Here is a 13,241-nt window from a genome sequence, read left to right as displayed (position 1 = left end):
TCAAGGGGAACTGGTGGCGGCATCGTGCGAGTAGTCCACACCATGGATTCCCCCTCGCCGGATTCCGGGCCGATGCGGGGCCGGCGATGCGGGAGAGGGCGGATATCGTTGGTCCCGACGGCGGCTCGAGTGGGGATTGGAGGCGACCTGTGCGCGGATATTTCACGGCCGACGAGGTGCGGGCGGCGGAGGCGGAGCTGTTCACCCGGGTGCCCGCCGGAATGCCGATGCGGCGGGCCGCGTTCGGGCTCGCCGACGTGGTCGCGCGGGAATTGCGGGAGCGGACCGGTGGGGTCGCGGGGCGGACCGTGACGCTGCTCGTCGGATCCGGGGACAATGGCGGCGATGCGCTGTGGGCCGGATCCATGCTGCGGCGGCGCGGCGTGGCGGTGCACGCGGTACTGCTGTCACCGGAGCGGGTGCACCGGGAGGGTCTTGCCGCGCTGCGGCGCACCGGCGGCGGGGTCCGTGAAGAGCTGGGTACGCCGGATCTGGTGGTCGACGGCATCGTCGGCATTTCCGGTAAGGGCGCGCTGCGGCCGCGGGCGGCGGAACTCGTTGCCGCCGTCCAGGTTCCGATCATCGCCGCCGATCTGCCCAGTGGAGTGGACGCCGACACCGGGGCGATCTCCGGCCCGGCGGTCCGCGCCGATGTGACGGTGACCTTCGGCGCGTACAAGCCGGTGCATGCGCTCGCGGCAGCCCATTGCGGTCGAATCGTGCTGGTGCCCATCGGATTACGGTTGCCGAAACCGAATCTCGCGGCGCTGGAACCGGAATCCGTGGGAGCGGACTGGCCGGTGCCGGGGGCAGCCGACGACAAGTACACACAGGGCGTGACCGGTGTCTGCGCGGGCAGCGCGACCTATCCGGGTGCGGCCGTGCTGTGTACCGGGGCCGCGGTCGCCGCCACCTCGGGCATGGTGCGCTACGCCGGAACCGGATCCGAGCAGGTGCTCGCGCACTGTCCGGAGGTGATCGCGGCGCCCTCGGTGAAGGAGACCGGACGGGTGCAGTCCTGGGTGTTCGGTCCCGGCGCGGGCACCGACGCCGCCGCGCGCGACCGGCTCGCCGAAATCCTCGCCACCGATCTCCCGGTGGTGGTCGACGCCGACGGCCTCACCCTGCTCGCCCAGGATCCGAGCCTGGTCACCGGCCGCACCGCCCCCACGGTGCTGACCCCGCACGCGGGCGAGTTCGCCCGCCTCACCGGCGCGGACCCGTCGCCCGACCGGGTCGCCGCCGTCCGGGAACTCGCGGACTCCTGGCAGGTCACCGTCCTGCTCAAGGGCCGCGCCACCCTGGTCGCCGCCCCCGGCCGCCCGGTCCTGGTCAACGAGGCGGGCGGATCCTGGGCCGCCACCGCCGGTTCCGGCGACGTGCTCTCCGGCATCATCGGCGCACTGCTCGCCGCCGGCCGCGACCCGTTCTGGTCCGCCGCCGCGGCGGCCCGCGCCCACTCCCTCGCCGCCAACCTCGCCGCCCACGCGCCGTCCGCCGCCGGAGCCCCCATCTCGGCCTCCCCCCTGCTCACCCACCTCCGCCCCGCCATCGGCACCCTGCGCGACCTGGCCGCCCGCTGACGCCCGCCGCCGGGGTCAACGCTGGATCGCCGGGACGAACAGTTCCGCCGCGAGCGCGCGGTGGTCCGTCCGGGGCAGGGCGTGGGTCGAGACCTCGCCGACACCCACCCAGTCGCACCGCCGCCCACAGCGCTCCCGGCGCGATCACCATGCAGCACAGTGCGGTACGGGTCGTGTCACGCAAGGCAGTCCTCCCAGAGTCGTGCTGCCCCCTCGCGGTCACCGGTGCCCGCGAAACTATCGCCGACAGACGGGCATTCGGTATGAGTCCGGCGGAGATCCCGTGTGATCCGGCCGTGCGCTCGCCACGACCATGTCGGCGTCCGGTTGATTCGCCGCCTGCTCGGTAAGGGCCTGCAGGCCGCCGGAGTCGTCATCCTGGTGACGCGCACGGAGCGCCGGAACAGGTGGGAGGGGGCGCTGGGGCGCGCCGGTCGATCGGTGGCCGCCGGGTGTGAGCGGAAACGCAGCGGGCGGGATGGCAGGATCTAGGCCGTGAGTACGCCCGAACCGCAGGTGGAGACCGTCATCGATCTGGATGCCATCGCACACAATGTGCGGATCCTGATCGAACGTGCCGGGGACGCCGCCGTCATGGCGGTGGTCAAGGCCGACGGGTACAACCACGGCGCCGTCGAGGTGGCGCGCACCGCGCTGGCGGCGGGGGCGCGGGAACTCGGGGTGACCACGGTCGCCGAGGCGGTGGCATTGCGGGAGGCGGGGATCACCGCGCCGATCCTGTGCTGGCTCAATACCTCCGATACCGATTTCGCGCCCGCGGTGGCCGCCGATATCGAGATCGGGGTGTCGTCGGTGCGGCATCTCGACGCCGTCGCCGACGCCGCGCGGCGGCTCGGTAAGACCGCGACCGTCACCCTGAAGGTGGATACGGGGCTCAACCGCAACGGCGTGTCGGTGTCGGAGTACCCCGCGGTACTGCGGCGACTGCGTGAGCTGGTCGATGCGGGCGTGGTGCGGTTCCGGGCCATCTTCTCCCATCTGGCCCTCGCCGATCAGCCCGACCACCCGGCCAACGACAGCCAGCGCGAACGCTTCCTGGAGTACATCGCGGCGGCGAAAGAGCAAGGGCTGCAACCGGAACTGGTGCACATCGCCAATGCCGCCGCCACCCTCACCCGACCCGATCTCGCCTTCGACATGGTGCGGCCCGGCATCGCCATCTACGGACTCTCCCCGATTCCCGAACTCGGCGACTTCGGGCTGCGGCCCGCCATGACCCTGCGCGCCCGCGTCATTCTGGTGAAGAAAGTCGCTGCCGGAGAAGGCGTTTCGTACGGGCACGAATGGATCGCCGACCGTGACACCACCGTCGCGCTGATCCCCGCCGGATACGCCGACGGCATCCTGAGACCGCTCAGCGGCCGGTTCGACGTGCTGCTCGGCGGTCGTCGCCGACCCAATATCGGCCGCATCTGCATGGACCAGTTCGTGGTCGACCTCGGCGACAATGCCGAAGGCGTCCGCGAAGGCGATATCGCGGTGCTCTTCGGCGGCGGCCCCGGCGAACCGCACGCCCAGGAATGGGCGGACGCGCTCGGCACCATCCACTACGAGGTGGTGTGCTCACCGCGCGGCCGCGTCGCACGCCGCTACATCGGAGGGACCGCGCATGCATGAGGCCCGTGGACACCGCGCCCTGCCCACGGTGGAGGACACCGAGGCCCTGGGCCGCGAACTCGCCGCGCAGCTGCACGCCGGTGACCTGGTCGTGCTCGACGGTCCGCTGGGCGCGGGCAAAACCGCCCTCACCCGCGGCATCGCCGCCGGGCTCGGAGTGCAGGGCCGCGTGAGTTCTCCGACGTTCATCATCGCCCGCCAACATCGCGCCGGCACCGCACCGGGCGCGGTCGGACTCGTGCACGTGGACGCCTACCGGCTCGGCGGCGACCTCGACGAACTGGATGCGCTCGACCTCGATACCGAACTCGACGACGCCGTCGTGGTGGTGGAGTGGGGTCTCGGCGTGGTCGAGCACCTGACCGAACGCCACCTACGCGTGCTGCTGCGCCGTGAAGCCGAATCCGACACCCGCACCGCGGAATGGGAATGGGTGGGGTAGACACCGCCCCGCGCCCTGCCTCGCCAGAGCTGTTGGACCAACTCGTCCACCCTGCACCTGCGCCGCCCCAGCCTGCGTGCGCCGCCCCAGCCCTGCCGCACCTCGCTGGTCGGGCCTGCGCCCGCAGCACCAGCTCCGCTGGTCTGCGGCGCGTCCCGGTTCTGGACTGAGTGGAGCGGGGGAGCGAAGCGGGGGCAATTAGGCACAGTACAGTTGGATCAATCATGTTGGTACTGGCTGTCGACACCGCGACCCCTGCCGTCACGGCGGGACTGGTGGAACTGGATCCGGCGGAGGCCGGTAGCACACCTCGAACAACCACGATCGCCACTCGGGTGACCGTGGACGCCCGTGCGCACAATGAGGTGCTGACCCCGCAGATTCTCGCCTGCCTCGCCGAATCCGGGCGGGCCCGCGGCGAGATCGACGCGGTCGTGGTCGGGGTCGGTCCCGGACCGTTCACCGGGCTGCGGGTCGGCATGGCCACCGCCGCCGCCTTCGGGGACGCGCTCGGTATTCCGGTGCACGGTGTGTGCAGCCTGGACGCCATCGCCGCCGATACCGAGAGCTACCTCGCCGAGGCGCAGGATCCGGTCGAACTGCTGGTCGTCACCGATGCCCGTCGCCGCGAGGTGTACTGGGCCCGCTATCGCGCCCTGTCGGCGGAGAACCCGCGCGGCCGGGTCGCCGGTCCGGAGGTGTGCAAACCCGCCGACCTGGACACCAGCAGCGCCACCGTGATCGCGGGCTCGGCCTCGCATGTGGACTACTTCGATCTGCCGGTGCTGCCGGTGGAGACGCCCTCCCCGGCGGGGCTGGTGCGCTGCGCCGCCCGCGACCTGCTCTCCGGTGCGACGCCGGACCCGCTCACCCCGCTCTACCTGCGTCGGCCCGATGCCGTGGAACGCAGCTACGCGCAGGTGAGTCGATGATCCGCGTCGAACCGATGCGGCCTTCCGATATTCCTCGCTGCGTCGAACTGGAGAAGCTGCTGTTCCCCGAGGACGACCCCTGGCACGAGGTCGCCTTCCGCTCCGAGCTCGCCGGACCGCACAACCGCTACATCGTCGCCCGCGACGGCGACGGCCGTATGGTCGGCTACGCGGGTATCGCGCTGCTCGGCAATCGGGAGTACCCGGAGGCCGAGGTGCACACCATCGGCGTCGACCCCGGACAGCAGGGGCTCGGCGTCGGCACCGCCCTGCTGGAAGCCCTGCTCGGTGAGGCCGGGCGGCGCGGCGGACCGGTCTTCCTGGAGGTGCGCACCGACAACGCCGCCGCCATCGCGCTGTACGAGAAGCACGGATTTCACATCATCGGCCTGCGCAAGAACTACTACCAGCCCAGTGGCGCGGACGCGTACACCATGCGCCGCCCCGCCATGACCGGCTTCCCGCGGCCGCAGGACACAGAGGTCTTCTCATGATCGTGATGGGTATCGAAAGCTCCTGTGACGAAACGGGAGTCGGCATCGTCCGCTGGCTGCCCGATGGGAGTTGCGAACTGCTCGCCGACGAGGTGGCCTCCAGTGTCGATCAGCACGCGCGTTTCGGCGGCGTGGTGCCGGAGATCGCGTCGCGCGCGCATCTCGAGGCCATCGTGCCCGCTATGCGCCGGGCGTTGGCGGCGGCCGGGGTGGACCGGCCGGACGCCCTCGCGGTGACCATCGGCCCCGGCCTCGCCGGTGCCCTGCTGGTCGGGGTGGCGGCCGCGAAAGCCTATGCGGCGGCGTGGGATATCCCCTTCTACGCGCTCAACCATCTGGGTGGCCACGTCGCGGTGGACACCCTGGAACACGGACCCATGCCGGCGTGTGTGGCGCTGCTCGTCTCCGGCGGGCACACCCACCTGCTGCACGTCACCGATCTGGCCGACCCCATCGCGGAACTGGGCAGCACCGTCGACGATGCCGCCGGGGAAGCCTTCGACAAGGTGGCGCGACTGCTCGGACTCGGCTATCCGGGCGGTCCGGTGCTGGATCGGATTGCGGCGGAGGGTGATCCGCACGCCATCGCGTTTCCGCGCGGCATGACGGGGCCGCGAGATCCGCGCTACGACTTCTCGTTCTCCGGACTGAAGACCGCTGTCGCGCGCTATGTCGAAGCGGCGCAACGGGAGAACCGCGAACTGCCGATTCCCGATATCGCCGCGTCCTTCCAGGAGGCCGTGGCGGATGTGCTCACCATGAAGGCCGTGCGTGCCGCCCAGGACGTCGGCGTCGACACCATCGTGCTCGGCGGCGGCGCGACCGCCAACTCCCGTATCCGTTCACTGGCCGAAGAGCGTTGCGCCGCAGCCGGTCTCACGCTCCGCGTGCCGAAACCGCGGTTGTGCACCGACAACGGCGTCATGATCGCCACTCTGGGCGCGCACGTGATCGCCGGGGGCGCGCGGCCCTCCGAGCTCACCGTGGCGACCGACCCGGGCCTGTCGGTGGCGACCAGCCAACTCTGACGCCCGCCTGCCCCCAGTCGTCTGGGCAGGGGATCTGCTGTCTGGGAGCGTGATTCCGGCACCGATACCGTGCGATCTACGTGGGTGTCGAGGCGTCGGGAGTTCGGGATGTGGTTCAAACGTGTGGTGGCGGCCGTGCTGGCGGGTGGGGCGCTGGCGCTGCCGGGACTGTTGGGGTCGCCGACCGCGCCCGGCGACATGCCGGGCGAGCGGGCGGTGGAGATTCACGTCGGGCGGTGAGGCGGCCGCGCGGATTCCGGCGACCAGGTGATCACCGCTGCGGACTACCGCGCTCAGTGGCTGGATTCGACGCGCGCAGAATTGGAATCGGCGCGCTCAGGACTGGATTCGAGCGGAGCGGTGACGCTGCCTCCGCCCGCGGAGCCCGAGTTGGACCGCGGGATCCGCGGCACGGCGGGCGTGGTGGGAGCCGTCGTGCTCGGGCTGTTGGTGCTCGGGCCGGTCGGGTTCGGGCTCGTCTCGCTCGGATCGGGTTCCTCCGTCGGGCTGACGGGGGTGCCGAGGAACGGGCCGAGAATGCGGGGGAGGTCGGCCGGGAAGGGAATCTGCGGCAGACCCGGATCCGGGCGCAGCGGTAGGGGCGACTGCGCGGGCGTGGTGGGCGTCGGCCGCGGTCCGGTGGAGGTGGTGGGGTCGTCCGTGTCCGGCGCGGTCGTCGGTGTGCCCGGGGTGGGTCCGGTGCTGTCGCGGTTCTGCGTCATGGGGGCGGTGCCCGGCGCGGTGGTCGTCGGCGTCGTGGTGTCCAGCTGTTCGCCGCTGGTGGTGCCGACCGGGGAGTAGTCGCGGTCCTCGGGGACGAGTTCCTTCACGCCGTAACCGATGACCAGGCCGACCACCACGATCGCCCCGGCCAGCGTGCCCACCAGCTTGGTGAAGGTGCCGACCGGCGCGTCGGTGCCGCGGCCGATCACGGTGAGCGCCGTCGGCTGCGCCGAATCCGCCACCAGCGCGGCACCTTTCGCGATGGCCGCCTCCGGCTCCGGCACGGTGCACACCGGCACGTCGAGCTGTTCCTCGAGTTCCCGCACCACGGCCGGGACGTTCGCGCCGCCGCCGATCACCGCCACGCACTGCGGGAACTTCGGGGCCCGCGCGAAGACGCCGCGCGCGAACACCGCGAGTTCGCGCAGCAGATCGGCGATGAGTTCGTCGAAATCCTTGCGGGTGAGCTTGAGCGGCTGCCCGGCAACATGGTCGATGGTCACGGCCTGGGCGATGGCCAGGTGCTCCTTGGCGGCCCGGCTGCGGTTGAGCAGCATGCCGCGATTGGGGCGCGTGCCGCGGCGCGCCAGATGGCAGTCCAGCAGATGTTGCAGGATCAGCTCGTCGATGGCGTTGCCGCTGATGGCGGTGGTGCGTTCGGAGCGGAGCACGGTGTCGTCCGCCTGATCGGCCACCGTGACCGTGGCCCCGGACGCGCCGAGATCGATGATGGCGATGGTCTCGTAGCGCTCCAGCATGCCGGTGTGCCGCAGATAGGCGAGCGCCGCACCGGATTCCGGGATGAGTCGAACGTCGCGACGCTGCCGCCCGATGGCCGAGCGGATGGTCTGCGCCTGCTCCCGGTCGCGGTAGGCCACCGCGATATCGCCGGGCGGGGTGTGGTCGCCGTGCCGGGTGGCCGAGAGTGCCGAGGAGTGCGTGCCCACGGGATGGACGATGTCGCGGGACAGCTGATGCGTCGTCATCAACTCGATCGAGGACGCTACGAGATCGCCGAGATCGGAGTGCGCCGTATCCGCGGTGACGACCCGGTAGTCGAAGTGCAGGACGCCGTTGGGAGCGGTGGCGACCGTCGCCGAGCACACCACTTCACTCCCGGCCGAGATGCCGAGGGATGTTCGCATGTTCACCTCCCTTCGAGCGGATGGTCCTGGTGTCGCCGACCATCTCGAACGGACTGCGGAGCCGTCGCGTGGATGGCGAGCGACCCCGAGCTACGGATCCGGCCGAGCCCGTGTCCGATGGGGCATCGGATCCAGCCGTCGATCACTTGCGGTCTTGCTCTCGTCTCAGGTTTCTGCGCGTCGCCGCGCAGGGGGTGAAGCACTCTGTAGATCTCGCCGGAACGCGGGATGAGGGCCGTACCGTGCCCCTCTCGAGGCCGTGCGGTGCCCTTGTCTCGCGACCGTCGTCAATAATGTCACGATCCGTTATCCGAACGTTACAGATTTTCGTTTTTCTTTGGAAGACCTCAGATTCCTCGGCCCGTGGCTCGGTGTGTCGCGTTTCCGCTGGGCTGGCGTCCAGTCGGCTTCCCGGCGGTTGGCGACCGGTAGCAGAGCCCAGCCTTGAGCGCTGGCACTCGCGTGTATAGAGTGCTAGTTGGCACTCGCGCTTGTGCTTCGAGTGTCGGCTTTGACTACTGAGCAGGGGCTCCGGCACCCGCGACGACGGCGCCGTGCTCGGCGGTCAACAACGTGACCGAAACCGTGAGTCCGGGGAACCGCCCCGGGCGAAGAAGAATCCCCTGAAAGTGGAGGGCTCAACGTGGCGAGCGTGAACATCAAGCCGCTCGAGGACAAGATCCTCGTCCAGGCCAACGAGGCCGAGACGACGACCGCCTCCGGCCTGGTCATCCCCGACACGGCGAAGGAGAAGCCCCAGGAGGGCACCGTCATCGCCGTCGGCCCGGGTCGGTGGGACGACGAGGGTGAGAAGCGGATTCCGCTGGACGTCAAGGAAGGCGACGTCGTCATCTACAGCAAGTACGGCGGCACCGAGATCAAGTACAACGGCGAGGAGTACCTGATCCTGTCGGCGCGCGATCTGCTGGCCGTCGTCACCAAGTAACGCCCAACTCTCCGGGGCCCCGCAGGGGCTCGACCCCTGATCCCTGAGCGTTGCCGCCCCGGTGTCGCGGCTGGTCACCAGCCACCGACCCGGGGCGGAGTGCGTTCGCCCCTCGATGCGGAATCCGGTGCGGGCGCGGATCGGATTCGACCCCACCGACTTTCGTCCCGAGGCTTCGGGGGCCAGGCTCCCGAGAGACCCGACTTCCCTTCGGGGGCGCGGGGGCACGGCCCCCGATTCCCCCGGACCCACAGGAGTAGGAACACATGGCAAAGCAGATCGAGTTCGACGAGAAGGCTCGTCGGGCTATGGAGCGCGGCGTCGACAAGCTGGCCGACGCCGTCAAGGTCACCCTGGGCCCGCGCGGCCGGCACGTGGTGCTGGCCAAGGCGTTCGGCGGCCCGACCGTCACCAACGACGGCGTGACCATCGCCCGCGACATCGACCTCGAGGACCCGTTCGAGAATCTGGGCGCGCAGCTGGTCAAGAGCGTCGCCACCAAGACCAACGATGTCGCCGGCGACGGCACCACCACCGCCACCGTGCTGGCCCAGGCCCTCATCAAGGGCGGCCTGAAGAACATCGCCGCGGGCGCGAACCCGATGGTGCTCGGCAAGGGCATGGAGAAGGCCGCCGCGGTCGTCTCCGAGGCGCTGCTGGCCGCCGCCACCCCCGTCACCGACGAGAAGTCCATCGCGCAGGTCGCCACCGTGTCCTCGCGCGACGAGGAGATCGGCGAGCTGGTCGGCAAGGCGCTCACCACCGTCGGCAAGGACGGCGTGGTCACCATCGAGGAGTCCTCCTCGCTGCAGACCGAGGTCGTCATCACCGAGGGCGTGCAGTTCGACAAGGGCTACCTGTCGCCGTACTTCGCCACCGATCCGGAGACCCAGCAGGCCGTCTTCGAGGACGCCTGGATCCTGCTGAACCGCGAGAAGATCAGCTCGCTGCCGGATCTGCTGCCGCTGCTGGAGAAGATCGCCGAATCCGGCAAGCCGCTCGTCATCATCGCCGAGGACGTCGAGGGCGAGGCGCTGTCCACCCTGGTGGTCAACGCGATCCGCAAGACCCTCAAGGCCGTCGCGGTCAAGGCGCCGTTCTTCGGCGACCGCCGCAAGGCGTTCCTGGACGACCTGGCCATCGTCACCGGCGGCACCGTGGTCAACCCCGAGCTGGGCATCAACCTGCGTGAGGCCGGGCTCGAGGTGCTGGGCAAGGCCCGTCGCGTGGTCGTCACCAAGGACGACACCACCATCGTCGAGGGTGCGGGCACCCAGGACGCCGTGGACGCGCGCGTCGCCCAGCTGCGCAAGGAGATCGAGCACACCGACTCCGACTGGGACCGCGAGAAGCTCGAGGAGCGGCTGGCCAAGCTGGCCGGCGGCGTCGCGGTGATCCGGGTCGGCGCGGCCACCGAGACCGAGCTCAAGGAGCGCAAGTACCGCGTCGAGGACGCGGTCTCCTCCGCCAAGGCCGCGGTCGCCGAGGGCATCGTCTCCGGCGGCGGTTCGGCGCTGGTGCAGGCGTCCACCAAGCTGGTCGAGCTGAAGGACTCGCTCTCCGGTGACGAGGCGGTCGGCGTCGAGGTCGTGCGCCAGGCGCTGCTGTCCCCGCTGTACTGGATCGCCAGCAACGCGGGCGTGGACGGCGCGGTCGTGGTCGCCAAGGTCTCCGAGGGCAAGGAGGGCTTCAACGCCGCCACCCTGACCTACGGCGATCTGGTGACCGAGGGCGTCGTGGATCCGGTCAAGGTGACCCGTTCCGCCGTCGAGAACGCCACCTCCGTGGCGCGCATGGTGCTCACCACCGAGAGCGCCGTTGTCGACAAGCCGGCCGAGGAAGAGTCCGCGAACGGCCACCACGGCCACGCGCACTGAGCGTGACCCGCGCGCTGAGCGTGCGCTGACAGACCGAGGCCCCCGAGACGGATATCCGTCTCGGGGGCCTCGTCGTCGTGGGCCGTGCGGGTCGCACAGGGCCGTTCTCGCGCGGTGGTGGGCCGTGCGGGCCGCAGGCATTGTTCCGCGCAGAGGTCGGTAGCGTACGGGCGCGAGCGTGCGTGGCGAGCGGGCCGCCCGGTACATCGCCTCGATTCGATTCGGCCGGGTGATCGAGACCGGTCGCGCTGTGGAACCGAGCCGCCCCGGAGCGCTTGCCGGCGCCGGAGCGCGACCGAATCACAGAGATCGGACCGGGCGGGCGACCTGGTTGGCGGGCAGCCGGATCAGTCGTTGACGGCGTGGTTGCGGCCGTTGCCGTTGCGGGCGGCGGTGCGGGCGAGGGAGATGACGGTCGCGGGGGCCTGGTCGGCGGCGATCGCGTTCAGGACGCGGTCACGGAGAGCGGCGGGTGGTGCGGTGGCCGAGGCGGCTGCGAACAGCGCCAGGGCCTCGCGTGTCTGCTGCACTTCGAGGGTGAAGTCCGCGCGCAGCGCCGGGTCACCGGCATCCAATAGCCGCTGCACTGCGCGCTGATCTTCGTCGCCGATCGATCCGAGCGCGACAGTGTGCGCGAGATCGATCTGGCTTTCGTTCATCTCACGTCACTCCCAAACTTTTCTTGAGTCTCGTCAGTCCGTCCCGAATACGGGACTTAACGGTAGGTAACCCTACGCCCAGATAGGCCGCTACCTCGGCATACGTCCGTCCGCCGAAGTAGGCGAGGGAGATCGCCTCCCGCTGGGTCTCCGTCAGTGTGGCCAGCCCCTGCAGAACCGCCTGCTGTTCCAGCCGTCGGCCTACTTCTTCGGTTACCTCATCGAATTCGTTACCGAGGGTGCTGGTTCCATAGGCGACCTCGCGCTGGGCGTGGGCCTGCTCGGCGCGGACGCGATCGACCGCGCGACGATGGGCGAGGGTCATGAGCCAGGTAACGGCCGAACCCTTCGCCGGATCGAAATTCGCCGCCGTGCGCCAGATCTGGAGGTAGACCTCCTGTGTGGTCTCCTCGGCGTAGCCGGGATCGTGCAGCACCCGTAGGACGAGTCCGAATACCCGCGCGCTGGTGCGGTCGTACAGCTCGGCGAACGCCTGCTGATCCGACTGCCCGCAGCGTTCGAGAAGTGCGGCGAGTTCAAGGCTTTCGGCTGCGCGAGCCGTCACCGCAGAGTCCACGCGGGGTGGGATGGCGCTCTGGAAGGAGTCGCCCTCTGCGGCCGGCGGCCGCGTTGTCACAACGCTCCGTTCTGTGTCATCGGCCACTACCGTAGCGTGCCGCTATGACCTCCTCTCGGTGGGGGTGGAGGCAAAATGGCTGTCGCCCAGCGTTTTTCGGACAATTCGCCCAACTCGCACTTCGACTTTCGATGACACGCCGTGAGCGTTGAGCCCAACCCGTCCGCGCTCGGCAGTGGCCGGTTGTTTGCTAGGAATTCGAGGCACCGCGGCGCGCGGATGGGAAAGAATCCGAAGTCACACGGTGTGCACAGCCGTCACAGGGCGCTGCGTTCGCCTCACGCGACAACACGTCGCCGATTGCGGCGCGCGTGCATCTCTCGTTCCGTTTCCGACATTCCGCCCCAGATGCCGTAGGGCTCGCTGACCTTCAGCGCGTGCGAGCGGCACTGCATGAGGACCGGGCAGGCGCGGCAGATCTCCTTGGCCCGCATCTCGCGCTGGGCGCGGGCGCGGCCGCGCTCGCCGTCGGGATGGAAGAACACCGACGAATCCTGCCCGCGGCAGGATCCCCGCATCTGCCAGTCCCAGACGTCCGCGTTCGGACCAGGGAGGTGGGTCGGCATAGGCATGTGAACTCCTCAGGTGCGAGCTCGTCGGCATTGTCGAGCGGGTGCTGGTGTGGCATAGGGCCGCATCACAATTCTTCGCGCGGCGCCGATGGCGGCGATGTCGTACGTTAGGACGAACAATGAAATGGCGTCAATAGCCTCACTCGCTCTATTGGGAATACCAGCACATTCGAGAATTAACGTGCTTGCTATTTACAAAGAGCCGGTCTCCGGCGATACTGATCGGTTGCCCAGGTGTCGGATGGGGTGTCGACATGATGCCGAGGGCAATAAAACAGCAGCTCACGGACCGTTTTTCGATACGGTGAGCAACGTTGCGGTGTCATGTGCACATGTGGCTATGGGTGATCTCAGCCATTGCGGGCCGCATTATGGGTGGGGGCGAGATGGCCGCTTCGCGGCTGCCAGGTTAATAATGCGATACGCATACGAATTCCATACGAACGTGCTGGAGGATTGCGAGCACAGATTTACCCAACGGAAACAGAGCGGGTGCTTCGAATGCTGAGAGTTAGCTGTAGGAATGTGCTATGCCAGGCATCGGCGGACCCGCTCGGCTGCATCG

The 13,241-nt window shown here is 69.5% G+C and carries 13 protein-coding genes; 9 read left to right on the top strand and 4 right to left on the bottom strand.

Annotation, left to right across the window (positions count from 1 at the left end; translation table 11 throughout):
* Nucleotides 1-149 precede the first annotated feature (149 nt).
* From QJS31_RS09675 to QJS31_RS09645, 7 genes are all read left to right on the top strand, one after another.
* Nucleotides 150-1,583: an NAD(P)H-hydrate dehydratase gene (locus tag QJS31_RS09675; protein WP_306356463.1), complete on the top strand. Its 1,434-nt coding sequence runs from the start codon at nucleotides 150-152 to the stop codon at nucleotides 1,581-1,583.
* Nucleotides 1,584-2,078: 495 nt separating this feature from the next.
* Nucleotides 2,079-3,221 (top strand): alanine racemase, encoded by a 1,143-nt coding sequence (gene alr / locus QJS31_RS09670; RefSeq protein WP_306356462.1) that lies wholly within the window; start codon nucleotides 2,079-2,081, stop codon nucleotides 3,219-3,221.
* Nucleotides 3,214-3,663, top strand: a complete 450-nt coding sequence (gene tsaE, locus QJS31_RS09665; protein ID WP_282785240.1) for a tRNA (adenosine(37)-N6)-threonylcarbamoyltransferase complex ATPase subunit type 1 TsaE — start codon at nucleotides 3,214-3,216, stop codon at nucleotides 3,661-3,663. The genes alr and tsaE overlap by 8 nt, the downstream gene beginning before the upstream one ends.
* A gap of 224 nt (nucleotides 3,664-3,887) precedes the next feature.
* Nucleotides 3,888-4,595, top strand: coding sequence for a tRNA (adenosine(37)-N6)-threonylcarbamoyltransferase complex dimerization subunit type 1 TsaB (tsaB, locus tag QJS31_RS09660; protein WP_039810066.1), 708 nt, complete (start codon nucleotides 3,888-3,890; stop codon nucleotides 4,593-4,595).
* Nucleotides 4,592-5,089, top strand: coding sequence for a ribosomal protein S18-alanine N-acetyltransferase (gene rimI / locus QJS31_RS09655; protein WP_282785241.1), 498 nt, complete (start codon nucleotides 4,592-4,594; stop codon nucleotides 5,087-5,089). The genes tsaB and rimI overlap by 4 nt, the downstream gene beginning before the upstream one ends.
* Nucleotides 5,086-6,117: a tRNA (adenosine(37)-N6)-threonylcarbamoyltransferase complex transferase subunit TsaD gene (gene tsaD / locus QJS31_RS09650; RefSeq protein WP_143982717.1), complete on the top strand. Its 1,032-nt coding sequence runs from the start codon at nucleotides 5,086-5,088 to the stop codon at nucleotides 6,115-6,117. The genes rimI and tsaD overlap by 4 nt, the downstream gene beginning before the upstream one ends.
* A 108-nt stretch (nucleotides 6,118-6,225) precedes the next feature.
* Nucleotides 6,226-6,357, top strand: a complete 132-nt coding sequence (locus tag QJS31_RS09645; RefSeq protein WP_282785242.1) for a hypothetical protein — start codon at nucleotides 6,226-6,228, stop codon at nucleotides 6,355-6,357.
* Nucleotides 6,358-6,410: 53 nt separating this feature from the next.
* On the opposite strand, the gene QJS31_RS09640 is transcribed toward QJS31_RS09645, so the two are convergent.
* Nucleotides 6,411-7,985: an Hsp70 family protein gene (locus QJS31_RS09640; RefSeq protein ID WP_282785243.1), complete on the bottom strand. Its 1,575-nt coding sequence runs from the start codon at nucleotides 7,983-7,985 to the stop codon at nucleotides 6,411-6,413.
* A 643-nt stretch (nucleotides 7,986-8,628) separates the two neighbouring features.
* Here QJS31_RS09640 and groES point away from each other — a divergent pair.
* Together groES and groL are read left to right on the top strand one after the other, a co-directional pair.
* Nucleotides 8,629-8,931, top strand: a complete 303-nt coding sequence (gene groES / locus QJS31_RS09635; protein ID WP_029923772.1) for a co-chaperone GroES — start codon at nucleotides 8,629-8,631, stop codon at nucleotides 8,929-8,931.
* A 266-nt stretch (nucleotides 8,932-9,197) separates the two neighbouring features.
* A complete protein-coding gene (gene groL / locus QJS31_RS09630) occupies nucleotides 9,198-10,808 on the top strand; it encodes a chaperonin GroEL (protein WP_306356461.1) in 1,611 nt (536 codons plus the stop codon).
* A 347-nt stretch (nucleotides 10,809-11,155) separates the two neighbouring features.
* On the opposite strand, the gene QJS31_RS09625 is transcribed toward groL, so the two are convergent.
* From QJS31_RS09625 to QJS31_RS09615, 3 genes are all read right to left on the bottom strand, one after another.
* Complete coding sequence (locus QJS31_RS09625; protein WP_228808581.1) at nucleotides 11,156-11,467, bottom strand: hypothetical protein; 312 nt, start codon at nucleotides 11,465-11,467, stop codon at nucleotides 11,156-11,158.
* Nucleotide 11,468: 1 nt separating this feature from the next.
* Nucleotides 11,469-12,044 carry a sigma-70 family RNA polymerase sigma factor gene (locus QJS31_RS09620; RefSeq protein ID WP_029923775.1) on the bottom strand — a complete coding sequence of 192 codons (576 nt, stop codon included), beginning with the start codon at nucleotides 12,042-12,044 and terminating at the stop codon, nucleotides 11,469-11,471.
* Nucleotides 12,045-12,382: 338 nt separating this feature from the next.
* The gene (locus QJS31_RS09615; protein ID WP_029923776.1) at nucleotides 12,383-12,676 is read right to left on the bottom strand and encodes a WhiB family transcriptional regulator; all 294 of its coding nucleotides are present in this window, start codon (nucleotides 12,674-12,676) and stop codon (nucleotides 12,383-12,385) included.
* Nucleotides 12,677-13,241: the final 565 nt, after the last annotated feature.

It is taken from the genome of Nocardia sp. CC213A (genome assembly GCF_030766805.1).
Classification (GTDB): domain Bacteria; phylum Actinomycetota; class Actinomycetes; order Mycobacteriales; family Mycobacteriaceae; genus Nocardia; species Nocardia otitidiscaviarum.
This window is presented reverse-complemented; position numbering and strand designations above follow the sequence as displayed.